This is a genomic window from Streptomyces sp. H39-S7, from assembly GCF_027158205.1.
Lineage (GTDB): Bacteria > Actinomycetota > Actinomycetes > Streptomycetales > Streptomycetaceae > Actinacidiphila.
Map to the genome: position 1 here is coordinate 13,486 of NZ_JAPVLU010000030.1, position 22,758 is coordinate 36,243.

Genomic DNA, 22,758 nt, shown 5'->3' on the forward strand with positions numbered 1-22,758 from the left:
TGCGGCTCAGCGGGCGTTCGATGTGCGCAGGCGGCGGCTCACCTCGCCCAGGCCCTCCGCGATGGCGGCGAGCTGGTCGCGGGTGAGGACGTCGATCAGGAGCTCGCGGACCAGGGCGACGTGGCCCGGGGCGGTCTCGCGGACCTTGGCCCAGCCTTCGTCGGTGAGGCAGGCGACGACTCCGCGCACGTCGCCCGGAAAGGAGCGGCGGCGGACGAGGGCGCTCTTCTCCAATTGGGTGACCTGGTAGGTCAGCCCGCTCTTGGAGGTGAGGAGGGCGTCGGCCAGCTCGGTCATCCGGAGCTCGCCGCAGGGGGCCGCGGAGAGCCGGGTGAGGATCTCGTACTGCGGGTGCGAGAGGCCGGCGTCGTCCTTCAGCTGCTGCTCCACCCGGCGGCCCAGCAGGCTGCTTGCCGCGAGGAAGCCCGTCCAGGCCGCCATCTCCTGCTCGTCGAGCCACCTTGTGTTGTCCATGGGGTCATCGTAGCGCTGTTGTTCAAATTCGAATTAGCCGATACGGTCGAGCTCGGTGGTTCGAATTTGAACCACGTTACGTCCCCCACTCCAGGAGATCCGCCCTATGCCGTCCCCCACCACCGAGCTCTCGCCGTCCGTAGTCCAGGCACCCGTTTCGGCGCACGCGTCGGCTTCCCCGCACGCCTACGACGCGGGCCTCCTCCTTCTCCGGCTCGCGGTAGGCCTCACCATGGCCGCGCACGGCAGCCAGAAGCTGTTCGGCTGGTTCAGTGGAGGGGGCCTCGAAGGGACCGGGCAGTTCTTCACCATGAGCGGCTATCCGTCGGGCAAGGCGATGGCCGTCGTGGCGGGTCTCAGTGAGACCCTGGGCGGGCTCGGCCTGGCCGTGGGCCTGCTCACCCCGCTGGCGGGCGCCGCGGTGGTCGGCACCATGGTCAACGCGCTGGCCGTGAAGTGGGGCGGCGGCTTCTTCGCCCCCGAAGGCGTCGAGTACGAACTGCTGCTGACCGCCGCGGCCGCCGCCCTCGCCCTCACTGGCCCCGGCCGCCTCGCCGCCGACCGCTACCTCCCCGTCCTCCGCTCCCACCGCCTCGCCTACGGCGCCGCAGCCCTGGCACTGGGCGTTGCCATAGCGGGCGTCATCCTCCTGCTGAGGAAGTAGTCGCCTCACCCGGACGGTACGGGCCGCGGTGGACAGTGGGCGGCACCCCCTCCGGCCTGCTGGGACGTGAGGGGGACGGGTCCGGAGGGGTGGGGTTTCGAAATGCTGCCGAGCTATTTGTGGGCGGCTGGGGGCACCCCCGGCCGGAGGTTGGGGGATCGTAAATAGTCTTTCGAAGCCCCACCCCGGAGGGCCCGGCGCCCGCACCCTCGCCGGACCGGTGGATTACCCCGCCCCCGCCAGCCGCAAGTCAAGTGCCGAGACGGCGGCGCGGAACGCTCGCCCCAACCCCGGCCCCAACACCCGCATCGCGGTGCGAAGCGGCGCCGGCCCGTCCATCGCGAAGGTCCATTGGACCAGGCTGCCCGGGCCTATCGGTTCGACCCGCCACTCCTCCACCAGGGCCCGCAGGCCGGGGGCGTTGCACGTGTCGGCGCGGTAGACGTAGCGCTTGGGCGCCTCGTCGACCAGGACCGTCTCCTCGAAGCGGACGCCGCCCGCCAGGGCGACGTCGCGGCCCACCGAGGTGCGGCGCGCGCGCTTCACCGCGCGGAACCAGGCCGGCCAGGCCTCCGTGTCGACGGCCAGCGCGCGGTACACCGCCTCGGGGGGCGCGATGATGCCGAGGGTGAAGACCAGGCGGACGGGCGCGGTGTCGAGGAAGTCCGGGTCGACGGGGCGCAGGGGACGCGGGGAGCGCGATCGGCGGGCCATGGGCGCACCTTACGTGACGAGTCGTCAGCTGTCTGCGGAGGGAGGGGAGTCCGTCCCGCTCCCGCACCCTGCGTGACGAGTCGTCAGCTGTCCGCAGCGGAAGGCGAGTCCGCCTCGCCGGCGACGACCAGGTCCGACAGGTACTCGGAGATCTCCGCGCGCAGCACCTCGGGGATGCCGGCGTCCGTGACGAGGGTGTCCACGTCCTCCAGTGAGGCGAAGGAACTGAGGCCCACCGTGCCCCACTTGGTGTGGTCGGCGATCACCACGACCCGGCGGGCGGACCGCACGAACTGCCGGTTGGTCTCCGCCTCCGCGAGGTTCGGGGTGGACAGGCCGGCCTCGACCGAGATCCCGTGCACGCCCAGGAACAGCATGTCGAAGTGGAGCGAGCCGATCGCCCGGTCCGCGACCGGCCCCACCAGGGAGTCCGACGGGGTGCGTACGCCGCCGGTGAGCACCACCGTGGCGGCGCCGTCCCGGCTCTGCGCGCCCGGGCGGCGCTGCGCGGTGTGAAAGACGTCGGCGACGCGTACGGAGTTGGTCACCACGGTCAGGTCGGGTACGTCCAGCAGCCGGTGGGCCAGGGAGTACGTCGTCGTGCCGCCCGACAGGGCGATCGCGCTGCCCGGCGTCACGAGCTCGGCGGCGGCCCGCGCGATGGCCTCCTTCGCGCCGAGTTCGAGGCCCGACTTCGCTTCGAAGCCCGGTTCGTGGCTGCTCGCCTCGACCACCGGCACCGCGCCGCCGTGCACCTTCTCGACGACGCCCTGACGGGCCAGCGCGTCGAGGTCCCGGCGGACGGTCATGTCCGAGACGTTGAGTTTGCGGGTGAGTTCGTTGACCCGTACCCCGCCGCGCCGCCTGACCTCGTCGAGGATCAGGGCACGTCGCTGCTCGGCGAGGAGATTCTGGTTGTCGCTCACCCGTGGCCCCGTCTCTTGTCTCATGCGTCCCGTCGAACGCCATCGAACCACGGTCATCCTTCCATGCGAGGGCCTATCAGGGCGTGCGGGGGGTGATCGGGGCTCCGCCGCGCGTCCTTGTCACCATTTCGGGGCACATTCCGTACGGGGGACCGCGTCCGGCCGCCGTTGCGGCGATCCTGGGACCGCGCGACAGACGGGAACCATGTGAACCGGTACAGCGGAACCGGGCCCGCGGACGCGTGGGCGCCGGCACTCGAACTGCTCGTCCACGGCGTCGGCGGCGCCACACCCGAAGGAATGCTCGGCGATCCGCGCACCGTGCGGGTGGCGGGCGACGACACGGCGGGGCTCTACCGCCGCACGGCGGACGTCGACGCCGAACTCCACGAGGACGGCGAGCGGGACGCGCCGGTGCCCGAGGCCTACACCTGGTGCAATCTGACCTCGGGCAACGGCAGCCGCGCCATGTGGCTGCTGCTGACACCGTTCATGATCGTCAACCTGGCGCACTGGATGCGCCCGCCGACCGGCCGGCGCGGCCTGAACCGGACCTATGACGTGCTGGTGCGGCTCATCGCGCTCACCTTGACCCTGCTGCTGGTCGCGGCCGTCTGCGAGGTCGCCATGGACCTGGTCGGCTGGCAGTGCGCGGGCGGCGCCTCCTGCGTGCGCGGCAAGTACTGGCTCGGCTTCGCCGCCGCGCACCGGGGCGGCTGGTGGTCGGAGCCGGGCCGCCGACTCGCCCTCGCGGCCCTGGTGCCCGGCGCGCTCACCACGCTGCTGTGGTGGCTCTCGCACCGGACCTGGTACGCGTACGAGTCCCAGCGCCCGGCCACCGACGACCGGCCCCGCACCGGCGGGCCCGCGCTGGCGCTGCCCGGCTTCTGGTACGGCCGCCGGCTGGTCGCCCGGCTGCGCTCCGCGCACACCGCCGCCGGCCTGCTCACCGTCGCGACGGCGCTGCTGGTACCCGCGCTGCGCCACGACCACGAGCACGGAGCCGGTGCGCTCATCGCCACCGGCTGGGCTCTGGGCGGGGTGATCGTCGCGCTCTCCGCCGCCGCGGTCACCGAGACCTGCCGGGCCGGGCGCAGCGAGACGGAACCGGACGAGGCAACGGATCACCGCACCGCCCGGCTGCTGCTGTGCGGCGGCCCGGCGGTGCTGGTCGCCGTCGCGGTCTACGCCGGCTGGCACCGTGCCGACTGGGTCTCCACGGGCCGGCTGCCGGCCGACGCCGCCTTCACCGCCCTCACCCTCGTCCAGGGAGCCCTGATCGCCGCCCTGGCCGTGACGGCCGCGCTGATGCACCACGACGCGCACCGTCCGCCGGACGCCCCCGGAATCCCCGCGCAGTCCGCGGAGCCGCCGCACTTCGGCGGCCACGCCGGGCGGGCGGTGCTGCACGGCCTCGGCGGGCCCGCGGTCGCGCTGCTCGCCTGCGCCCTGGGCGGTGTGCTGACGGGCGGTGTGTCCCAGCGGATAGCGGACTGGCTGGACCGGGGCGCGACGCCCGGCCAGGAGGGCGGGCCGCTGCGGGGGCCGCCGGCGCTGCTGACGTGGCAGGCGTCGATCATCCCGGTGCTGCTGGTCGTGCTGGTGGGCGTGGTGGCCGGCGCGGCCTGGCGGCTGTGGCGGGAGCAGCTGGCCGTCACCGAGGAGATGGCCGCGCTGTACCCGGGGGAGGCCCGGCAGCCGGCCAGGACCCGGCAGATCGCCGGGGCGATCGCCCGGGCCCGGCTGACCGACTCCGTCGCGTCGCTGGTCGCGCTGGTCTGCGGGGTCTCGTTCGTGCTCGGCGCGGGCGCCGTCGTCGGGGCGTGGATCGGCGGGTCGGGGCCGGGGGAGGCGGCGCGCGGCACTCCCGGACCCCTGCCGGACGTCGCGCGGGCCGCGCAGTCGCTGGGCTCGTGGCTGGTCGGCGCGGGCGTCGTCGCCCTGCTGGCGCTCGGGCGCCGCGCCTACCGGGACGCCTCCGCGCGCCGCACGATCGGCATCCTCTGGGACGTGGGCACGTTCTGGCCGCGCGCCGCCCACCCGTTCGCGCCGCCCTGCTACGCAGAGCGGGCCGTGCCCGACCTGACCTGGCGGATGGCCACCTGGACCGCGCGCACCGGCGGCCGGATCATCCTGTCCGGCCACTCGCAGGGCGGCGTGCTGGCGGCGGCGGCCGTCTGGCAGCTGGATCCGGCGACCCGGCGCCGGGTCGCGCTGCTCACCTACGGCTGTCCGCTGGAGCGGCTCTACGGCCGGTGGTTCCCCGCGCACTTCGGTCCGTCACAACTGTGCTCCCTGCACCGGGAGTTGAGCGCGTGGCGCAACCTGTGGCGGCGTACCGACCCGATCGGCGGCCCGGTGCGGGTCGGCGAGGGCACGGTGGTGGACCGCGGGCCGCTCAAGGACCCCGTCGCGTACGGGCGTACGCCGCGGCATCCGCTGCCCGAGCCGGTACAGGGCCACTCCTGCTTCCCGTCCGACCCGGCCTTCGCCGCCGAACGGGCCGCCCTGCTGCGCCGGCTGCCCGCCCCGGAACCCGCGGGCCTGCCCGCTCAGGGCAGTTCCGGCAGGTCCTCCGGGTAGAGCAGCTGCAGTTCGTCGTGGCTCGGCTCGGTGACGTGCGCGAGGCGCCCGGCGTGCCGTTCGACCATCGCCTCGAAGGTCTGCCGGGCGGTGCGGCCGTTGCCGAAGCCCGGGCCCCGGGGGAGGGCGTTGAAGTACTTGAGGATCGCGTCGCCCGCGTCCTCGCCGAGTTGGTACTCGTGCTCGATCGCCTGCGCCTCCACGATCCGCAGCAGCTCGTCGGCGGTGTAGTCGCCGAAGGTGATGGTGCGGGAGAAACGGGACGCCACACCGGGGTTGGAGGCGAGGAAGCGCTCCATCTCGGCGGTGTACCCGGCGACGATGACCACCACCGCGTCGCGGTGGTCCTCCATGAGCTTCACGAGGGTGTCGATGGCCTCGCGGCCGAAGTCCCGCCCGGAGTCCTCGGGCGACAGCGCGTACGCCTCGTCGATGAACAGCACGCCGCCGCGCGCCCGGTCGAACGCCTCCTGGGTGCGGATGGCGGTCGAGCCGATGTGCTCGCCGACCAGGTCCACCCGGGCCACCTCGACCAGATGGCCGCGCTGGAGGACACCCAGCGAGGCGAGGATCTCGCCGTACAGCCGGGCCACCGTGGTCTTGCCGGTACCGGGGGAGCCGGTGAAGACCAGGTGCCTGCGCAGCGACGGCGCCTTGAGGCCGGCCTCCTGGCGGCGGCGGCCCACGGCGATCAGGTCGATGAGGGTGCGCACCTCGCGCTTGACGCTGTCCAGGCCGACGAGCGCGTCGAGTTCGCCCAGCACGTCGTCCGAGCCGCGGATCACCGGCGCCGGCTCGGGGGGCCCGGCGGAACCCTGCTGGGGCACCCCGCCCAGCAGCCCGAACGACTGGACGGCCACCGCGGTCACCGGCGCGGCGGCGTCGGTGAGCGGGGTCTGCTCGGCCGCCCGGTCGCTGGTGCAGTCCTCGGTGACCGGGCCCGGTTCGGCGAACTCGTAGCCGCCGCGCTCGCAGCGCTCAGTGCGGCAGCGGGTCAGGGTGCTGCGGCAGCCGTCGATGACGTGGAAGCCGTAGCCGCGGCTGCCGGTGACCCGGCAGCCGGTGAAGGTCCCGCGGCCCTCGGCCGACACGTAGAACCCGGCCTCCGCGGGGTTGGTGACCGTGCAGCGGTCCAGCACCGGGTCGGCGCCCTTGGTGACGATGACGCCGGTGGCCGTTTCGTCGATGGTGACCTGCGCGAGAGTGCCGCCGCTGCCGTGGTCGCGGAACCAGGCACCGGTGGCCGCCTCACGGATCCGGCAGTCGTCGAGCTGGACGGTCGCGCCGTCGCTCACCGAGACCGCGGTGTTGCGCACCTGCGAGAAGTCGCTGTCCACGACGTCCGCCCGGGAGCCCCGGTCGAGGACGAACAGGGCGTCGGGCACGTCGTGCACCCGGCAGGAGTCCAGCACGGCGGCGGCCCCGTCGCTCACCCAGACCGCGGGGTAGTCGCCGGTGCTGTCGTGGATCTCGCACTGGTTGGCGTCCACCCGGGTACCGGGGTCCCACACCGACAGGCCGTTGCGGCCGAAGCGGCGGACGGCGGAGCGGGTGAGGGTGAGGACGGAACGGGCCCGCAGGTCGATCGCGTTCTCGGGGATGTCGTGGATGTCGCAGTCGGAGAGGGTGAGCACCGCGTCGGTGTCGAGGGTGATCCCGTCACCCGTGGTGCGGTGCACCTGGCAGTCGGTGAAGTGCGCGGTGGCGCGCGAGGCGACCTGCACGCCGGTGCCCTTGATCTCGTAGACCTCGCAGCCGACGGCCTCGGCGGAGGTCCCCTCACCGGTGACCGACAGTCCCGCGCCGTTGCTGTGGTGGATGCGGCAGCGCTCCAGGCGCGGTGAGGCGCCGCCGCGCACCGAGACGCCCGTCTGGCCAGCGCAGACCACCTCGCAGTCCTCGAACAGCCCGCCGGCCGACTCCAGGACGCTGATCCCCAGGCCCGCCGGATTGTCCACGGTGCACTGGCGGACGGTGGGGCGGGCGCCGTCGCGCACCTCTATCCCGACGGCCGACCTGGTCGCGACCCGCAGCCCGGTCAGCTCCGGCGCGCAGCCCTCGATCAGCAGCGCGGCCGCCGACGTGTCCTGCCCCTCGACGGTCAGGTCCTGGACGAAGGCCGCCGCGCGCAACGTCAGCGCGACACCGGCCGCCGGGGCGATCCGGACCGAGCCCAGACCGTCCGCGGCGCGCAGGGTGACGGCCCGGGTCACGACGAGGTTCTCCCGGTAGGTGCCGGGCGCGATCGACAGGACGTCGCCGTCGCCGGCCGCTTCCAGGGCGGCGCCCAGGGTCTCGTACTCTCCCGAACGGCGGCGCCACCGCGAGCTGCTCGTGCTGGTCACCTGCACCACGCCATGTGCCATCGGGCTGCCCTGCCCCCACCTCTTGCGTATTGCCACCGGGGGATCCACCGTAGCGTGCGCGGGGCGCTCCCCATGACGAGTCACGGTCAGCCGCCGGCACCCGCCCGTCCCCAGTCCTGGCCGACGCGGCTCCATTCGCGCTCCCATTCGAGCAGCCGCCGGCACATCAGCCGCCACAGCAGCAATTGCCGTACGGCCAGCAGCGACGCGCCCGTCAGAACCGCCCCGCCGATTCCGGCCAGCCCCGCGTGCGCCCTGGCGGTGGCGCGGTCCAGCGGCGGATCGACCGGCCGGCCACCGCGATCGGACCAGATGTACAGGCGGCCGTCCACCCGCTCCTGGTTCTCGACGCGGACGGTGCCGCTGCGCGCCGAACCGTCGGGCGCCTGCCAGGTCAGTACGGAGGGCCGCCGGCGCCCGCCCGCGCGGCCCGCCTCGGCCGTCCCGGCCGACGACCGGGACGCGGTGGTGACCGGGACGGCGGGCACCAGGGCCCGCTCCGCCAGCTGATGGCGCGCGGTGCGCTGCAGGGCGCGGTTGGCCGCCTGGCCGGTGAACCAGCCGGCCACGGGCACGGCGCAGATCATGAGGACCACGGCGACCAGGCTGATCCACGCCTCGACGAGATCCGACGCGCGGCGCAGCGGATTGCGCCGCCATCGCCACCCACGCACCCTGGAGCCCATGGAGCAGCACTCCCTTCAACCGTTCCGTCCATCGAACGGCGTGGACCCGCGCGGGGCCGGTCGCGCGGTGGTCGCGGGAGCGATGCCCGGCGCGTCACTCCAGGATGGTCAACGGGTCGCCCACCCGCAGGGTTCCGGGGTGTTCGGGGATCAAATTCTGGCCGAAGATCGTCTTTCCGTCGATCCGGTGGTGCTTGGCCAGGCTGCGCATCGGTTCCCGGCCGCGTTCGGCCGTCTCCTGGTTCGTGGTCGGCACGACGCAGCGCGCGCAGCGCTTGGCGACGCGGAAGGTGACCTCGCCGATCCTGATCCGCCGCCAGTCGTCCTCGGCCCGTGCCACGGTGCCGTCCACGACCACGTTGGGCCGGAAGCGGTTCATCGGCAGCGGCCCCTCGGCGGCGTGCGGGCCCCGCGCGACATGGGCGTTGAGGGTGTCGAGCGACGCGGTCGCGGTGAGGAGCAGCGGGTAGCCGTCGGCGAACGACACGGTGTCGCCAGGGCGGGAGTGCTCCGGGTCGACGGGGCGGCAGACCGCCGGGTCGGTCATGTACACCAGGCGCGCCGGCACGCCGAGGTAGTCGCTGAACCACTCGGTGGCCGCGTCGTCCGCCACCACGGCCTCGACCTTGTCGCGGAAGATCAGCACCGGCTCGGTCGATCCGTTCTCGGGAGGGGCCACCCGCAGGGCCTCCCGGCCGGGCGCGGTGAACCGCAGCGCGCCGCCCCCCGACGGCTCCGCGGTCACCAGCGCCGTTCCCGTGTGCTGCCGCTGCGTGATGACGCGCCCGTCGGCATCGACCAGCATCCACCTGCGGTCTCCGGCGAGCCCCCACGGCTCCACGTCCGCCGCTTCGGGGGCAAGGCCGCGAAGCGATTTGACCGGGTAGATGTACAGGGCGCTGAGCAGGGCGTTCATCGGCATAGCGGCATTTTGCCAGGGCAGGCCGCGACCCGCCCAGCCGGTTTCCGCAGCGGACTCGGTCCGCAGTGGAGTCAGCCCTGGTAGTAGCCCTGGTTCCCCTGGCCGAGCGGACGGCGCTGCTGGTACGGGTCCTCCGCATAGCCGTTCGGCACCTGGCGGGGCGGCACCGGACGCTGCGGCTGGCGCGCGGCCTCGTAGCCCATGCCCTGCGCGGGGGCCTGCTGCTGCGGCGGCTGCTGCACCGGATAGCTGCCGGTGGAACCGGTGTTGTAGCCGTTGGCCCCGGTGAAGCCGTTCGCCCCGTTGAAGCCGTTGTACGAGCCGCTCGCGCGCCCTCCGCCGGCCTGCTGCGGGATGTACGGCGCGGGAGTGTGCTGCACCGGCGCGGGCTGGGGCTGGTAGCCGTTCGACGGGTAGCCGTTGGACATGCCCTGCGCCGCCGGGTACGAGGCGTACTGCGACGAACCGGACGGCAGCGCGGGGAGGGCGGCCGGCAGGGCGGGGAGGTTCCTGCCGGTCTCGTACGAGGGGTACGCGTACTCGGACGGCACCCTGATCGGGGCGATCTGGGGGGTGCCACGCTCAGCGACGAGGCTGTCGTAGATCGGCGTGTCCGGGAAGGACGGCGCTGCGTAGTAGCCGCCACCATAGGTGCCGCGGGGGGAGCTCATGGCACTTAAGTTAAGCCCACGATGTGCTGGTTGGGGAGACCGATTAGTAGGTTGTTTTGTGTGCTGTGAGTGACGGTCGGCCCTCAATGCGAGCGAATCGATGAAAATCGGTCATCATTAAGCGCAAGATCGAGCAAAACCCGTGCCCGCAAGGCGTTACCGGCGGTCGCTCCCCGCCCCGCCGGGGCGCAGCGTATGTCCTACGGCCAGGGGTCCGGGCTACGGTGGGCGGCACCTGTGCAAAAGGGGAGAGCATGACGATGCGCAAGGGCACGAACGTGCCGGTGGCCGTGCCGACCGTCCGCGTGGAGCTGGGATGGCGAACGGGGCCCGGTGCCCCGGACGTGGACGCCTCCGCGCTGCTTCTGGTGGGGGGCAAGGTCCGGTCGGACGCCGACTTCGTCTTCTACAACCAGCCGGCGCACGCGTCCGGTGCGGTACGCCATGAGGGCAAGCGCACCGCGGGTGACACGGTGACGGACACGATCTCCGTCGATCTCGGTGCCGTGGAACCGGCCATCGATACCATCGTGCTCGTCGCCTCCAGCGACGGCGGGACGTTCGGGCAGGTCCCGGGGCTGCACATCCGCCTCAGCGACCCGGCAGGCGGCGCGGAGCTGGCACGCTTCGACAGCACCGACGCGTCCGTGGAGACGGCGTTCGTGCTCGGCGAGCTCTACCGCCGCCAGGGCGCCTGGAAGTTCCGCGCGGTCGGGCAGGGCTACGACAGCGGACTCGGCGGCCTCGCCACGGACTTCGGGATCTCGGTCGACGAGCCGGCCGCCGCTCCGGCGCCGGCTCCCGCCCAACAGGCGCCGCAGACCTACCAGCCCCCGCAGCAGCCGTACCAGCCGCCGCCCCCGGCGCCGCAGCAGTACCAGGCCCCGCCGCCCCCGCCCCAGCAGTACCAGGCGCCGCCCGCGCCGGTGCAGCCGCCTGCCGCTCCGCCGGCCGCGCCGCAGCCGGTGCGGCTCACGAAGGTGACGCTGACCAAGGAGTCGCCGTCGGTCTCGCTCACCAAGCAGGGCGGCACCTCCGGCGCGATGCGGGTGAATCTGAGCTGGCAGGTGCACAAGCAGTTCAAGGGCTGGGGGCGCAAGAGCGGGAAGCCGTCGGCCTTCCACTCCGACCTCGACCTCGACCTGTGCGCCCTGTTCGAACTCGCCGACGGCAGCAAGGGCGTGATCCAGGCGCTCGGCAACGCGTTCGGATCCCTCCACCAGCCCCCGTACCTCCATCTGGACGGCGACGACCGGACCGGCGGCTCCGAGTCCGGTGAGAACCTCACCATCAACCTCGACCACAAGCAGGCGTTCCGCAGGATCCTCATCTTCGTGACGATCTACGAAGGCGCCCGCAGCTTCGCCGGACTGCACGCGACCGTCACCCTGCAGCCGCTGAACGGCGCCCCGATCGACTTCTCGCTCGACGAGTGCACCGTGCCGTCCAACGTCTGCGCCCTCGCACTCATCACCAACCAGGGCGGTGACCTGGTGGTGCAGCGCGAGGCGCGCTACCTGGTGCCGCAGCGCGGCGTCAGCCCGCAGCGCACGGTCGACTACGCCTACGGATGGGGCATGAACTGGACACCGGGCCGTAAGTGACCCGGAGCACGCCGAATCGGCCATAACGGCCGCGCCCCTGTGCCACAGTGACGCCCCGGAGCGGTGGATTCCGGGGGATCCCCCCGTCGCGCTCCGTGCCGAGTCACGAGGGGTGAGGCCGTGCGTGTCGCCATGCTGTCAGGGCCGGACGGGCCACGGTGGCCGGACGCCTGGCAGCGGGCCGCCGCCACGGTCGCCGACGTCGTCGAGCTGGTCGTCGTCGGGTCGTTGAGCGCTCCGCCGCTGCCGGGACTGCCGTTCGCCGGGCGCGACGCGCGGTCGCCGCGCCGGTACGAGATCGAGGCCGCGCACCGGGAGCGGAGCCGTCCGGCGGCCGGATCCGCCGGGCAGCGGGACACCGCGGGCCGCGTCGAAGCCGTCCTGCGGTTCGCGAGCGCGGAGTACGGCGCGGTCGACGTCCTGCACGCCCACACCCCGGGCGCGGCCGGCCGGCTGCCGTGGCTGTCCCAGGCAACCGGCATCCCGTACGTCCTGTCGGAGCACGACCGCCGGTGGCTCGGACACCCGTCCCGGCCGCTGCCGGGACTGCTCGACCGGCGGCGCGCGGCCCGGCTGTACCGGGAGGCGGCCGCGGTCCTGCCCGTCAGCGACGCCCTGCTCGCCCGGATCGGTGAACTCGGGCTCCCCGGACGTCATCTGCTGGTGCCGAACCCCGTGGACACCGAGGCGCTGCCGCGCGTGCCCGCCCGGGTGCGCATCAGCCAGGACCCGGTGCGCGTCGTGGCGGCCGGCCCGCTCGTCGGGAACGAGGGGTGGGACGTCCTGGTCGACGCCTTCGCCGAAGCACTCGACAAGGACGCGCGCTTGCGGCTGCGGATCATCGGCGACGGACCCGGGGTCGACGCCGTCCAGGAGCACATCCAGCGCTCCGGAGCCGGCGGAGCCGCCGTCCTCGCCGGTGACCTCGGCCGCAAGGAGACCCTGCACGCCCTCGCGCACGCCGACCTCTTCGCGGACCCGCGGCACGTCAGCGGCTTCGGCACGACGGCGCTCGACGCACTGTGCTGCGGCACCCCCGTCGTCGGCACCCGCACCGGAGCGCTGCCCGAACTCGTCGGCGGCGACGGCGGCATCCTCGTACCGCCCTGCGACCCTCAGGCGCTGGCCCGCGCGCTGGTCGAGGCCGCCGCGGAACTGCCCCTGCGGCAGCCCGCGGCGCTCGCGGCCAGGACCCGGCGGCACTTCGGACCGCAGACCGTCGGCGCGCGGCTGGCCACCGTCTACACCGAGGCGTCGGGGCGCGCGTAGGTCCTGCCCTTCCACGCCGCGCCCCGGCCGCGGTAGTGCTGCACCGCGGAATCGACGGTCATCAGCAGGTACAGCGCGGCGGTGAAGGGGAGCAGCGGCGCGAGCCACAGCGGCTGCCGGTAGTAGCGCAGCATCGGCAGATACGTCGCCGCCATCACCGCCCAGGCGGCCGCGCCGACGGCGCACAGGCCCGGGGCGCCCGCCGCCGCGCCGGCCAGCGCCGCGAGCGGCGGCACCAGGTAGACCAGCACGAGCCCGGCGACGGTCGCCGCCAGGACCGCCGGGTTGTGCCGCAACTGCGCGTAGGCGCTGCGCGAGACCATCCGCCACAGCTCACCCAGGTCCGGGTACGGGCGCACGCTGTCCACCCGGTCCGCGAGCCCGAGCCAGATCCGGCCGCCGCCGCCCTTCACCGCGCGGGCCAGCGCCACGTCGTCGATGACCGCGTGCCGGATCGACTCCGGGACGCGGGCCGCCTCGACGGCCGAGCGGCGGATGAGCACACAGCCGCCGGCCGCGGCGGCCGTCCTGCCGCCCGGACGGTTGATCCAGCGGAACGGGTACAGCTGCGCGAAGAAGTAGACGAACGCCGGGACGATCAGCCGTTCCCAGACCGTCTCCACGCGCAGCCGGGCCATCAGCGACACCATGTCCAGGTCCGCCGTCCGCGCCGCCGCCACCAGCGCGCGCAGCGAATCCGGCTCGTGCGCGATGTCCGCGTCCGTGAGCAGCAGGAACTCCGCGCCGGTGCGCTCGGTGGCCAACGCGATGCCGTGCCGTACGCCCCACAGCTTCCCGGTCCAGCCCGCCGGCAGCTCACCCGGGGAGGCCACCGTCAGCGGCAGCCCGCCGCGCAGGGCGGCGAGCGACCGGGCGGTGTCACCGGTCCCGTCCGAGCTCCCGTCATCGATCAGGAAGACCTCGGCCCGGCCCGGATACTCCTGCGCCAGCAGCGACGGCAGGCTCAGCGGCAGTACGGCCGCCTCGTCGCGGGCGGGCACGACGACGGCCACCACCGGCCACGTTCCGGGCCCGCCGGCCGGTTCCGCACCGGCTGCGGGCAGCCGGACGTCCGTCCGCCAGAAGAACCCCTGCGCCAGCAGCAGCCACACCCACGCCAGCAGCGACACCCCAGCGACCCACGTCAGCACCGTCACCCGCCGCAGTCTGCCGCAACGGCGGCCCCATCGCGGCGTGTCACGACACGACCGGGGGCCGCGGGTGGTCGTCGCATAAGGTGACAGGGTGAAGATCGCGCTGCTGGACTCCGGAATCGGCCTCCTGGCGGCGGCTGCCGCGCTGCGTCGGCTGCGGCCCGACGCGGACCTCGTCCTGTCCTCGGATCCCGAGGGGATGCCATGGGGCCGCACCGCGGACAACGTGACGGCGCGCGCGCTGGCCTGCGCGCGAGCGGCCGCGGAGACCCGCCCCGACGCGCTGATCGTCGCCTGCAACACCGCCTCCGTGCACGCGCTGGCCGCGCTGCGGGCGGAGCTGGAGCCGGCCGTGCCGGTGATCGGGACGGTCCCCGCCATCAAGCCCGCCGCCGCGGGGGGCGGGGCGGTGGCCATCTGGGCCACGCCCGCGACCACCGGCAGCGCCTACCAGCGCCGGCTGATCGAGGAGTTCGGCGGCGCCGCGGTGGTGACGGAGGTGCCGTGCCCCGGCCTGGCGGAAGCGGTGCAGTACGCGGACGACGCGGCGATCGACGCGGCCGTCGCCACCGCGGCGGCCCTGACCCCGCGCGACGTGCGCGCCGTGGTCCTGGGCTGTACGCACTACGAGCTGGTGGCCGACCGGATCCGCGCCGCCGTCCAGCGGCCCGAAGGACCGGCCGTCACCCTGCTCGGCTCGGCGGAGGCGGTCGCCGCCCAGGCCCTGCGCAGGCTCGGCGCGCTCGCCGACCCGACGGCGGAGCCGACGGGCCGGCTGACGGTGCTCCTCAGCGGCCACCCGGCCGAGCTCCCCGCGTCCGCGCTGGCCTACCCGGAGGGCCGGGCACTCGGGGCCACCGCGTCCGCCTGAGCCCGTCCGGCGCCGTTCATCCGCACGGCTCACGAGGCTGCCGACCCGCCGGTAGCTGAGTAGGCTGCGAAGCATGACGGAAGCGCCTCAGGGAGATGCACCCGCGCCCCAGATCTGGCCCCAGGTCTGGACAGGACGTGCCCGCAACCGCATGCAGTGGCTGCCCGCGGCCGCGGGTGCCGCCTGCATGGCGCTCGGAATCGAGCTCGCCGTCGACGGCCCCTACACCTCGGGGCAGGCAGCCCTGGTCATGTCGGTGGTGGGCTGTGTGGCCGTCGGGCTGCTGGTCCTCTTCGGCACGGTCGCCTTCACCCATGTGCGGGTGACGGTGGACGGCGAAGGCCTCTACGTGCGCTGCGGCCACATCGGGGTACCCCGTCGCCGCATCCCCTTGGACCAGGTCAGCTCCGCCGACCTCGAGCCGCACATCAGCCCCCGGCACTGGGGCGGCTGGGGCTACCGCTGGCGCCCCGAGATGGGCACCGCGGTCGTCGTGCGCCGCGGCCCGGGAGTGGTCCTGGTCCTGGGCACCGGCCACATCTTCACCTTCACGGTCGACGACGCCGAAGGCGCCGTGCAGGCGATCCGGCAGTGGGTGAAGTCGGGCCTGCAGCCGGCTCCGTAACCGGCCCCGATCCACGGCCCCGACCCCCAGCGCGCCCCGCCTAGTCCGCCAGCGGCCGTGCCGCCGCCAGTCCCGCCACGATGCCGGCCGCGGCCGTCACGACGGTGTAGCTGAGCACGTGGTCCACGGTCGCCAGCATGGCGAGGCCGGTCAGGGCCGCGCCGGTCGTCAGGACGACCGGGGTGCCCCGAGGTGACCGCCACAGCGTGCAGAGCACCCAGGCGAACGCCGCCCCGAGCAGGGCGAGCCCGGGCAGGCCCTGTTCCGAGGCGACCTGGAAGACGGCCGACTGGGGGGTGGGCGGCCCTTCGGCGTCCGCCTGCGCGCCCGTGCTCTCCACCCGGAACCGGTCGGGACCGACACCCCGTACCGGATGGTCCTCCGCCATCCCCACCGCGTCGCGCCACAGCTCGACCCGGGGGGCGGTGAGCTGCCCGGTCAGCGAGGCCGACAGTCCGGACGGCAGGGTGTCGGTCGCGACCGCGTACGTGCCGCCGACCGCGATCGCGGTCGCCAGCGCGAAGCCCACCAGGGCCGGCAGCCGCCGCCGCATGTGCGAGGCGGCCAGTGAGCACAGCAGCACGCCGAGGGAGGCGGCGAATCCCGCCGTCGAGCCGATGGCCAGCGCCAGCGCCCCCGCTCCGGCCCCGAGGACGCGCAAGGCCAGCCGCGCCGGCGGGGACGGTGTGCCCCAGGCGGCGCAGCAGGCGGCGCCGGTGGCCAGGACCAGCAGTGCGGCGTCGGCGTTCGCGTAGCCCAGCGGCGGCGTGTCGACGGCGCCGGACAGCCGGCCGGGCATCACCAGGGACGCGACGACGATCGCGAGCGCCATGCCCGCGGGAGTCGCGACGGGCAGCAGGGCTCCCGCGATCCGGCCCGTCGCGTAGCCGGCGGTCACCGCGAGCAGTGCCAGCAGCAGCCCCTCGGGGCGCGCCGGGCGCCCCGCCGCGGCTATCAGCGACCAGGTGGCGCAGCCGACGAGCACGGCGATGCCGAGCGCGTCGGTCCTGCTGCCCCGGACCCGTTCCTCCGGGCTGTCCCGGCCGTCCGCACGCATCGCTCCTGACGCCCCGCCGGTCGCCGTTCTCATCCCCCGGTACCCCCTGACGCCACCCGGACGCGACGGGGTGCCGTCGCCGTCGGGTCCCCGCGTAGGCGCTGTACCGGTCACCGTAACGGCTCAGGTGGTGAGTTGTGGATATGTAGTGCAGGAACGATGCACCACTTGGTAGCCCTGGGGCTGGTGGGGCGAAAGGCGGGCTGTCGCTACCCTCGGAGGATGCCGATCCCCGAATTCATCCGCGCCATCCGTGCCAAGGCGGGCAACACGCTGCTGTTCATGCCCGGTGTCGTCATGGTCGTTTTCGACGACGACGGCCGGGTGCTGCTGAACCGCCGTTCGGACTCCGGCGAGTGGGCGCTGATCGCCGGGATCCCCGAGCCGGGGGAGCAGCCGGCCGAGGCCGCGGTGCGGGAGATCCAGGAGGAGACGGCGGTGGTCGCCGTCGTCGAGCGGATCCTCGGCGTGTTCACCAACCGGATGATCGAGTATCCCAACGGCCACCTCGCGCAGTACATGGACGTGGTGCTGCTGTGCCGCGCCGTCGGCGGCACGGCGAAGGTCAACGACGACGAGTCGCTCGACGTCGGCTGGTTCGCCGTCGACGCGCTGCCGGAACTGGCGCCGCTGCACCGCGAGCGCGTCGCGCTCGCCCTCAAGGACGACGTGGCGGCCTGGTTCGTGCCGGCCCCGGCCCCGGAGCCCGGCGACCGCTGAGCACTCATGGCGCCGGGCCACACCCGCCGACGGCGAAGTGTGGGTGCGGCCGACATCGGTCAGCGGACGATCGCTGTCTAGCCTGCCCAGCATGACGCTGATCTCGCCTTCGCCCGCGGACCTCGGCGGCCGCACCGCACTCGTCACCGGGGCCGCCGGAGGCATCGGCCGGGCCTGCGCCCTGCGGCTGGCAGCCGCGGGGGCCAAGGTGCGGGCCGTCGACCGCGACGCCGAAGGGCTCGCCGCGCTGTACGAGGAGGCCGCGGGCCGGCCCGGCTCCCTGGAGACCCTGCTGCTGGACCTGACCGACCTCGACGCCGCCGAGCAGGCGGCGGCCGGCACCGACATCCTGGTCAACAACGCCGGGCTGCAACTCGTCCGCCCCATCGAGGACTTCCCGCCCGACGTCTTCTCCACCGTGCTGCGCGTCATGCTGGAGGCCCCCTTCCGGCTGATCCGGGGTGCCCTGCCGCACATGTACGGGCAGGGCTGGGGCCGCATCGTGAACATCTCGTCGGTGCACGGCCTGCGGGCCTCCCCGTTCAAGTCCGCCTACGTCTCCGCCAAGCACGGGCTCGAAGGGCTGTCCAAGACCGCCGCCCTGGAAGGCGCGCCGCACGGCGTGACGTCCAACTGCCTGTGCCCCGGCTACGTCCGCACCCCGCTCGTGGAGCGGCAGATCGCCGACCAGGCCGCCGCGCACGGCATCGCGCCCGAACGGGTCGTGACCGAGATCCTGCTGGCCGACACGGCCGTCAAACGGCTGGTGGAGCCGGCGGAGGTCGCGGAACTGGCCGCCTACCTCTGCACGGAACCGGCCTCCTTCATCACGGGTTCCTCCCTGACGATGGACGGCGGATGGACCGCCCACTGACCGCCGCTGGCGCCAGGGGCGGCCGGGCCGGTATGCCTGTGCCCATGAATGGCGATCACCCGGCAGTCGACGAACCGTCCGAGGCCCCCTACCTGCGGCTCCTCGCCCGGGGCGCGCCCGCCGAGGAGTACGAGCGCCCGGTGCTGCTCGCCCGCGCCGGCGGCGCGCCCGGCACCCGGCTGGCGGAGCTCGAACGCGCCAAGCGGCTGGCCCTGAGGGTCCGGGACGAGCTCGAGGGGCGGCGGCGCCGCGAGGCGGAGCTGTCGGCGCTCTTCGCGACCGCGGGCGACCTGGCGGGGCTGCGCGATCTGGACGCCGTGCTGCAGGCCATCGTGCAGCGGGCGCGCTCGCTGCTGGGCACCGACGTCGCCTACCTCACCCTCCACGACCCCCGGGCCGGGGACACCTACATGCGGGTCACCGAGGGCTCGGTCTCCGCCCGCTTCCAGACCCTGCGGCTCGCGATGGGCGCCGGGCTCGGTGGGCTCGTCGCCCAGACCGCCCTGCCGTACGTCACCGAGAGCTACTTCGACGACGAGCGGTTCCGGCACACCCACACCATCGACTCCGGGGTCCGCGACGAAGGACTGGTCGCGATCCTCGGCGTGCCGCTCGCGCTGGGCAGCGGGGTCATCGGCGTGCTCTTCGCCGCCGACCGGCGGATCAGGGTCTTCGAGCGCGAGCAGATCGCCCTGCTCGCCTCACTGGCCTCCTTGGCCGCTGTCGCCATCGACACCGCCAACCTGCTGGAGGAGACCCGTTCGGCGCTCGACGGCCTGGGCACCGCCAACGACACCATCCGCACCCACAGCGCCGTCCTGGAGCGCGCCTCCGAGGTCCACGACCGGCTCACCGAACTGGTGCTGCGCGGCGGCGGGGTCGACGACGTGGCCGCCGCCGTCGCCGAGGTGCTCTCCGGCACGGTCCAGGTCACCGGTACCGGCACGGGCGGCGAGCCGGTGCCCGCCGCGCTCGCGGCAGCCGTCGCCCGCTCCCGGGCCGACGGCCACGCGGTACGCGAGGGCGACACCTGGACCGCGGCCGTCACCGCCGGCGGAGAGCTGCTGGGCGCCCTCGTCCTGCGCGGCCACCCCGGACTCGACCCCGTCGACCAGCGCACCCTGGAGCGCGCCGCCATGGTCACCGCGCTGCTGCTGCTCGCCCGGCGCACCGCCGGCGAGGCCGAGCAGCGCTTCCGGGGCGAGCTGCTGGACGACCTGCTGGACGCGCCGCACCGCGACCCCCGGCTGCTGCGCGAACGCGCCGGGCGGCTCCGTGCCGACCTCGACGTACCGCATGTCGTGCTCGCCGCCCGCCCGGCCGACGACGCCACCGTCGACCGCCAGCGCCTGTGGTCCGCCGCCTCGCACCTCGCCGCGACCCGGCACGGACTGGCCGCCGCCCGGGACGGCGGCACCGTCCTGCTGCTGCCCCTGGAGGACGGCGCCGACGCGTCGCGGACCGCCCGCCGACTGGCCGTGCAACTGGGCGCGGCCGTCCACGCCGAGGTCACCGTCGGCGCGTCCGGCCGGGTGCCCGCACCGGCCACGCACCCCGAGGCGGTCGCCGCCGGATACGCCGAGGCGCAGCGCTGCGTCGACGCGCTGCGGGTCCTCGGCCGCGGCGGTGAGGGCGCCGCGGCCGAGGACTTCGGCTTCCTGGGCCTGCTGCTGGCCGACTCCCGCGACGTCGGGGGATTCGTCCGGCGGACCATCGGCGCGGTCATCGACTACGACGGCCGGCGCGGCACCGACCTGGTCCGCACCCTCGACGCCTACTTCGCGAGCGGAATGAGCCCCGCCAGGACCAAGGACGCGCTGCACGTCCACGTCAACACCGTCGCGCAGCGCCTGGAGCGCGTCGCCCAGCTGCTCGGCCCCGACTGGCAGCTCCCGGAACGCGCCCTCGAACTCCAACTGGCCCTGCGCCTGCACCGGCTGGGCGGCGCGGGCTGAACAGCGGCCGATCCGCGACCACCCTGGTCACGGATCGGCCGGTGCCCGCCCCTCGGTCAGCGCGGGGCGGTCGCGGCGGTGGGCGCGGGCAGCGGGTCCGCGGCCCGTTCCCGCTGCGGTTCCACCTCGGCGAGGTCCCGGCCGCGGGTCTCCTTGGCGCACAGGACGGCGACCAGGGTGACGAGCGCGGCGAGGACCACGTACAGGGAGATCGGGGTGGAACTCCCGTAGTCCTTCAGCAGCGCGGTCGCGATGAGCGGTGCGGGGGCGCCGGCCGCGACGGAGGCGAACTGGGCGCCGATGGAGGCTCCGGAGTACCGCATGCGGGTGGAGAACATCTCCGAGAAGAAGGCCGCCTGCGGGGCGTACATCGCGCCGTGGAAGATCAGCCCGACGGTGATCGCGAGGACCAGGGAGCCGAAGTTCTCGCGGTCGATGAGGAGGAAGAACGGGAACGCCCACAGCCCCACGCCGACCGCGCCCAGTAGGTACACGGGCTTGCGGCCGACGCGGTCCGACAGCGCGCCCCAGGCCGGGATCACCGCGAAGTGCACGGCGGATCCGATGAGTACGGCGTTGAGGGCGGTCTGCTTGTCCAGCCCGGCGTGGGTGGTCGCGTAGACCAGGACGAACGCGGTGATGACGTAGTAGCTGATGTTCTCGGCCATCCGGGCGCCCATCGCGACCAGCACATCGCGCCAGTGGTCACGGAAGACGGCCACCAGCGGCATGCGCTCCACCGGGTCCGCGGACGTGCGTGCCTCCGCCTTGGCCAGCGCCGCCTTGAAGACCGGCGACTCGTCGACCGACAGCCGCACCCACAGACCCACCATGACCAGCAGGCCGGAGAGCAGGAACGGTATCCGCCAGCCCCAGGCCAGGAACGCCGAGTCCGACAGGAGCGCGGTCAGCGCGGAGAGCACCCCCGTCGCCAGCAACTGCCCGGCGGGCGCCCCGGTCTGCGGCCACGAGGCCCAGAACCCGCGGCGCTTCGCGTCCCCGTGCTCCGACACCAGCAGCACGGCCCCGCCCCACTCGCCCCCGAGCGCGAATCCCTGGACCAGCCGCAGCGCGGTCAGCAGCACCGGCGCGGCCGAGCCGACCGCTGCGTGCGTCGGCAGCAGACCGATGCAGAAGGTGGCGCCGCCCATCATCAGCAAGCTGATGACCAGCAGTTTCTTGCGCCCGAGCCGGTCACCGAAGTGCCCGAACACCAGCGCGCCGACCGGTCGGGCGGCGAAGCCGATCGCGTAGGTCAGGAACGACAGCAACGTGCCGACCAGCGGATCGGAGCCCGGGAAGAAGAGCTTGTTGAACACCAGGGCGGCGGCGGAGCCGTAGAGGAAGAAGTCGTACCACTCGATGGTGGTGCCGATCAGGCTCGCGGCGATGACGCGCCGCAGGGAGCCGGGGGTGGGAGGCGCGGGAGCCTGGGCGGGCTGGGCAGGCGGAGCAGTCATCGGGGATTCACTTCCGGGCGGGGACGGGATTATCCGGGTGCTGCCACACGGTAGGAAGAGCCGGCCCGTTGACCCATGTGGTGGGACACCACAGTCCCGTCGCCTCCTGTGAGCTCCGGCCCCATGCCGGGTCCGCGTGCAAGAGGCTGGGTCCATGACGGACATCTCAGAACTGGTCGCGCTGCTCGGTCTCGAACCCCATGTCGAGGGCGGGTGGTACCGGGAGACGTGGAAGGCCCCTGGTGAAGCGGTCCCCGCCGGGTATCCGGGGCCGCGTGCGTTCGCGACCGGCATCTACTTCCTGTTGCACCCGGGCGAGGTCTCGAAGTGGCACCGGGTGCGCTCGGACGAGCTGTGGCTCTGGCACCGGGGAGGCCCGCTGCGGATGCGGCTGGGCGGCGACGGCGAGCGCCCGGACGAGGCGGGGGCCGTCGAGGCGGTGCTGGGCGACGGGGTCGAGAGCGGGGAGCGGCCGCAGTTCCTCGTGCCCGGCGGCTATTGGCAGTCCGCCGAGCCCGCGGGGGACGAGCCGGTCCTGGTGACGTGCGTCGTCGCCCCCGGGTTCAACTTCGAGGACTTCACGCTGGAGTAGACGCCCGCCGGAAAACGGTCAGGCGGGCGCGCCCAGGGATTCGACGGCATCGACCAGCGGGGTCAGCCCGGGGTTCCCGGCGGCCTCGTCGAGGGCCTCGCGCAGCGCGGCGTCGTTCGTCGGGCGCGCCTCGGCGAGGAGTTCCAGACCGGCCTCGCTGACGTTGGTGTAGATGCCGCGGCGGTCGGTCGGGCAGAGATAACGGGAGAGCAGACCGCGGTCCTCCAGGCGGGAGACCAGCCGGGTGGTCGCGCTCTGGCTGAGGACGACGGAGTCGGCCACCTGGTGCATCCGCAGGTGGCCGCCTTCGCCGTCGTGCTGGCGGCTGAGGACGTCGAGCAGGGAGTACTCGCGGACGCTCAGGTCGTGCCGCGCCTGCAGCGCCCGCTCGATGTGCGCCTCGATCCGGCCGTGCAGCAGGGACAGCGCGCACCAGCCCTGGGCGAGGCCGGTCAGTGCGGGGTCGGTGGCGGTCATGGAAGGTCCCTTCTGCCGTGCGGCGCGGGCGTGAGCGCGCCTGTGGCTCAGGATAGAGCACAACCGCGATAGCCCGCGTTTGCAATGAAACGCG

At 73.9% G+C, this 22,758-nt stretch carries 21 protein-coding genes; 10 read left to right on the top strand and 11 right to left on the bottom strand.

Annotated features, from left to right (window positions below; all coding sequences use genetic code 11):
• Nucleotides 1-6: 6 nt before the first annotated feature.
• Nucleotides 7-474, bottom strand: coding sequence for a MarR family winged helix-turn-helix transcriptional regulator (locus O3X23_RS26630; protein ID WP_269274096.1), 468 nt, complete (start codon nucleotides 472-474; stop codon nucleotides 7-9).
• Between the two features lie 106 nt (nucleotides 475-580).
• On the opposite strand from O3X23_RS26630, the gene O3X23_RS26635 reads away from it, so the two are divergent.
• Nucleotides 581-1,138, top strand: coding sequence for a DoxX family protein (locus O3X23_RS26635; RefSeq protein ID WP_269274097.1), 558 nt, complete (start codon nucleotides 581-583; stop codon nucleotides 1,136-1,138).
• A 225-nt stretch (nucleotides 1,139-1,363) separates the two neighbouring features.
• Here the strand turns inward: O3X23_RS26635 and O3X23_RS26640 are convergent, their stop codons facing one another.
• Nucleotides 1,364-1,852: an SRPBCC family protein gene (locus O3X23_RS26640; RefSeq protein ID WP_269274098.1), complete on the bottom strand. Its 489-nt coding sequence runs from the start codon at nucleotides 1,850-1,852 to the stop codon at nucleotides 1,364-1,366.
• Between the two features lie 83 nt (nucleotides 1,853-1,935).
• Nucleotides 1,936-2,778, bottom strand: a complete 843-nt coding sequence (locus tag O3X23_RS26645) for a DeoR/GlpR family DNA-binding transcription regulator (RefSeq protein ID WP_269274099.1) — start codon at nucleotides 2,776-2,778, stop codon at nucleotides 1,936-1,938.
• 207 nt (nucleotides 2,779-2,985) lie between these two features.
• Here O3X23_RS26645 and O3X23_RS26650 point away from each other — a divergent pair, with 207 nt between their 5' ends.
• Nucleotides 2,986-5,361: a hypothetical protein gene (locus tag O3X23_RS26650; RefSeq protein ID WP_269274100.1), complete on the top strand. Its 2,376-nt coding sequence runs from the start codon at nucleotides 2,986-2,988 to the stop codon at nucleotides 5,359-5,361.
• Here O3X23_RS26650 and O3X23_RS26655 read toward each other — a convergent pair.
• From O3X23_RS26655 to O3X23_RS26670, 4 genes are all read right to left on the bottom strand, one after another.
• Nucleotides 5,331-7,727, bottom strand: a complete 2,397-nt coding sequence (locus O3X23_RS26655; RefSeq protein WP_269274179.1) for a right-handed parallel beta-helix repeat-containing protein — start codon at nucleotides 7,725-7,727, stop codon at nucleotides 5,331-5,333. The genes O3X23_RS26650 and O3X23_RS26655 overlap by 31 nt on opposite strands.
• A gap of 86 nt (nucleotides 7,728-7,813) precedes the next feature.
• Nucleotides 7,814-8,413 carry an Rv1733c family protein gene (locus O3X23_RS26660; RefSeq protein ID WP_269274101.1) on the bottom strand — a complete coding sequence of 200 codons (600 nt, stop codon included), beginning with the start codon at nucleotides 8,411-8,413 and terminating at the stop codon, nucleotides 7,814-7,816.
• Between the two features lie 94 nt (nucleotides 8,414-8,507).
• Nucleotides 8,508-9,335 carry an MOSC domain-containing protein gene (locus O3X23_RS26665; protein ID WP_269274102.1) on the bottom strand — a complete coding sequence of 276 codons (828 nt, stop codon included), beginning with the start codon at nucleotides 9,333-9,335 and terminating at the stop codon, nucleotides 8,508-8,510.
• A 71-nt stretch (nucleotides 9,336-9,406) separates the two neighbouring features.
• Entirely contained in the window at nucleotides 9,407-10,006 is a 600-nt protein-coding gene (locus O3X23_RS26670) for a DUF6643 family protein (RefSeq protein ID WP_269274103.1), read from the bottom strand.
• Between the two features lie 254 nt (nucleotides 10,007-10,260).
• On the opposite strand from O3X23_RS26670, the gene O3X23_RS26675 reads away from it, so the two are divergent.
• Together O3X23_RS26675 and O3X23_RS26680 are read left to right on the top strand one after the other, a co-directional pair.
• Nucleotides 10,261-11,610 carry a TerD family protein gene (locus tag O3X23_RS26675; RefSeq protein ID WP_269274104.1) on the top strand — a complete coding sequence of 450 codons (1,350 nt, stop codon included), beginning with the start codon at nucleotides 10,261-10,263 and terminating at the stop codon, nucleotides 11,608-11,610.
• A 120-nt stretch (nucleotides 11,611-11,730) separates the two neighbouring features.
• Complete coding sequence (locus O3X23_RS26680) at nucleotides 11,731-12,879, top strand: glycosyltransferase family 4 protein (RefSeq protein ID WP_269274105.1); 1,149 nt, start codon at nucleotides 11,731-11,733, stop codon at nucleotides 12,877-12,879.
• On the opposite strand, the gene O3X23_RS26685 is transcribed toward O3X23_RS26680, so the two are convergent.
• Nucleotides 12,852-14,036, bottom strand: a complete 1,185-nt coding sequence (locus O3X23_RS26685) for a glycosyltransferase (protein ID WP_269274106.1) — start codon at nucleotides 14,034-14,036, stop codon at nucleotides 12,852-12,854. The genes O3X23_RS26680 and O3X23_RS26685 overlap by 28 nt on opposite strands.
• Before the next feature lie 88 nt (nucleotides 14,037-14,124).
• Here O3X23_RS26685 and O3X23_RS26690 point away from each other — a divergent pair, with 88 nt between their 5' ends.
• On the top strand, nucleotides 14,125-14,904 hold the full coding sequence (locus O3X23_RS26690; protein ID WP_269274107.1) for a glutamate racemase: 780 nt from the start codon (nucleotides 14,125-14,127) through the stop codon (nucleotides 14,902-14,904).
• Between the two features lie 73 nt (nucleotides 14,905-14,977).
• Nucleotides 14,978-15,529, top strand: a complete 552-nt coding sequence (locus tag O3X23_RS26695) for a hypothetical protein (RefSeq protein ID WP_269274108.1) — start codon at nucleotides 14,978-14,980, stop codon at nucleotides 15,527-15,529.
• A 40-nt stretch (nucleotides 15,530-15,569) separates the two neighbouring features.
• Here O3X23_RS26695 and O3X23_RS26700 read toward each other — a convergent pair whose 3' ends face one another.
• Nucleotides 15,570-16,586 (bottom strand): O-antigen ligase family protein, encoded by a 1,017-nt coding sequence (locus tag O3X23_RS26700; protein WP_269274109.1) that lies wholly within the window; start codon nucleotides 16,584-16,586, stop codon nucleotides 15,570-15,572.
• A gap of 222 nt (nucleotides 16,587-16,808) precedes the next feature.
• Between O3X23_RS26700 and O3X23_RS26705 the strand changes: the two genes are divergently transcribed.
• From O3X23_RS26705 to O3X23_RS26715, 3 genes are all read left to right on the top strand, one after another.
• Nucleotides 16,809-17,306, top strand: coding sequence for an NUDIX hydrolase (locus O3X23_RS26705; protein ID WP_269274110.1), 498 nt, complete (start codon nucleotides 16,809-16,811; stop codon nucleotides 17,304-17,306).
• A 91-nt stretch (nucleotides 17,307-17,397) separates the two neighbouring features.
• Nucleotides 17,398-18,180, top strand: a complete 783-nt coding sequence (locus O3X23_RS26710) for a 3-hydroxybutyrate dehydrogenase (protein WP_269274111.1) — start codon at nucleotides 17,398-17,400, stop codon at nucleotides 18,178-18,180.
• A gap of 44 nt (nucleotides 18,181-18,224) precedes the next feature.
• The gene (locus tag O3X23_RS26715) at nucleotides 18,225-20,135 is read left to right on the top strand and encodes a helix-turn-helix domain-containing protein (protein WP_269274112.1); all 1,911 of its coding nucleotides are present in this window, start codon (nucleotides 18,225-18,227) and stop codon (nucleotides 20,133-20,135) included.
• Nucleotides 20,136-20,191: 56 nt separating this feature from the next.
• Here O3X23_RS26715 and O3X23_RS26720 read toward each other — a convergent pair whose 3' ends face one another.
• Nucleotides 20,192-21,595 (bottom strand): MFS transporter, encoded by a 1,404-nt coding sequence (locus O3X23_RS26720; RefSeq protein WP_269274113.1) that lies wholly within the window; start codon nucleotides 21,593-21,595, stop codon nucleotides 20,192-20,194.
• Between the two features lie 154 nt (nucleotides 21,596-21,749).
• Here O3X23_RS26720 and O3X23_RS26725 point away from each other — a divergent pair, with 154 nt between their 5' ends.
• Nucleotides 21,750-22,187 carry a cupin domain-containing protein gene (locus O3X23_RS26725; RefSeq protein WP_269274114.1) on the top strand — a complete coding sequence of 146 codons (438 nt, stop codon included), beginning with the start codon at nucleotides 21,750-21,752 and terminating at the stop codon, nucleotides 22,185-22,187.
• Nucleotides 22,188-22,205: 18 nt separating this feature from the next.
• On the opposite strand, the gene O3X23_RS26730 is transcribed toward O3X23_RS26725, so the two are convergent.
• Nucleotides 22,206-22,664 carry a MarR family winged helix-turn-helix transcriptional regulator gene (locus tag O3X23_RS26730; protein ID WP_269274115.1) on the bottom strand — a complete coding sequence of 153 codons (459 nt, stop codon included), beginning with the start codon at nucleotides 22,662-22,664 and terminating at the stop codon, nucleotides 22,206-22,208.
• Between the last annotated feature and the right edge of the window lie 94 nt (nucleotides 22,665-22,758).

What these genes read in the sequence shown, in the direction of transcription:
- O3X23_RS26630 (WP_269274096.1), bottom strand. Translation starts at nt 474, where the DNA reads ATGGACAACACAAGGTGGCTCGACGAGCAGGAGATGGCGGCCTGGACG.
- O3X23_RS26635 (WP_269274097.1), top strand. Translation starts at nt 581, where the DNA reads ATGCCGTCCCCCACCACCGAGCTCTCGCCGTCCGTAGTCCAGGCACCC.
- O3X23_RS26640 (WP_269274098.1), bottom strand. Translation starts at nt 1,852, where the DNA reads ATGGCCCGCCGATCGCGCTCCCCGCGTCCCCTGCGCCCCGTCGACCCG.
- O3X23_RS26655 (WP_269274179.1), bottom strand. Translation starts at nt 7,727, where the DNA reads ATGGCACATGGCGTGGTGCAGGTGACCAGCACGAGCAGCTCGCGGTGG.
- O3X23_RS26660 (WP_269274101.1), bottom strand. Translation starts at nt 8,413, where the DNA reads ATGGGCTCCAGGGTGCGTGGGTGGCGATGGCGGCGCAATCCGCTGCGC.
- O3X23_RS26665 (WP_269274102.1), bottom strand. Translation starts at nt 9,335, where the DNA reads ATGCCGATGAACGCCCTGCTCAGCGCCCTGTACATCTACCCGGTCAAA.
- O3X23_RS26670 (WP_269274103.1), bottom strand. Translation starts at nt 10,006, where the DNA reads ATGAGCTCCCCCCGCGGCACCTATGGTGGCGGCTACTACGCAGCGCCG.
- O3X23_RS26675 (WP_269274104.1), top strand. Translation starts at nt 10,261, where the DNA reads ATGACGATGCGCAAGGGCACGAACGTGCCGGTGGCCGTGCCGACCGTC.
- O3X23_RS26695 (WP_269274108.1), top strand. Translation starts at nt 14,978, where the DNA reads ATGACGGAAGCGCCTCAGGGAGATGCACCCGCGCCCCAGATCTGGCCC.
- O3X23_RS26700 (WP_269274109.1), bottom strand. Translation starts at nt 16,586, where the DNA reads ATGCGTGCGGACGGCCGGGACAGCCCGGAGGAACGGGTCCGGGGCAGC.
- O3X23_RS26705 (WP_269274110.1), top strand. Translation starts at nt 16,809, where the DNA reads ATGCCGATCCCCGAATTCATCCGCGCCATCCGTGCCAAGGCGGGCAAC.
- O3X23_RS26710 (WP_269274111.1), top strand. Translation starts at nt 17,398, where the DNA reads ATGACGCTGATCTCGCCTTCGCCCGCGGACCTCGGCGGCCGCACCGCA.
- O3X23_RS26715 (WP_269274112.1), top strand. Translation starts at nt 18,225, where the DNA reads ATGAATGGCGATCACCCGGCAGTCGACGAACCGTCCGAGGCCCCCTAC.
- O3X23_RS26720 (WP_269274113.1), bottom strand. Translation starts at nt 21,595, where the DNA reads ATGACTGCTCCGCCTGCCCAGCCCGCCCAGGCTCCCGCGCCTCCCACC.
- O3X23_RS26725 (WP_269274114.1), top strand. Translation starts at nt 21,750, where the DNA reads ATGACGGACATCTCAGAACTGGTCGCGCTGCTCGGTCTCGAACCCCAT.
- O3X23_RS26730 (WP_269274115.1), bottom strand. Translation starts at nt 22,664, where the DNA reads ATGACCGCCACCGACCCCGCACTGACCGGCCTCGCCCAGGGCTGGTGC.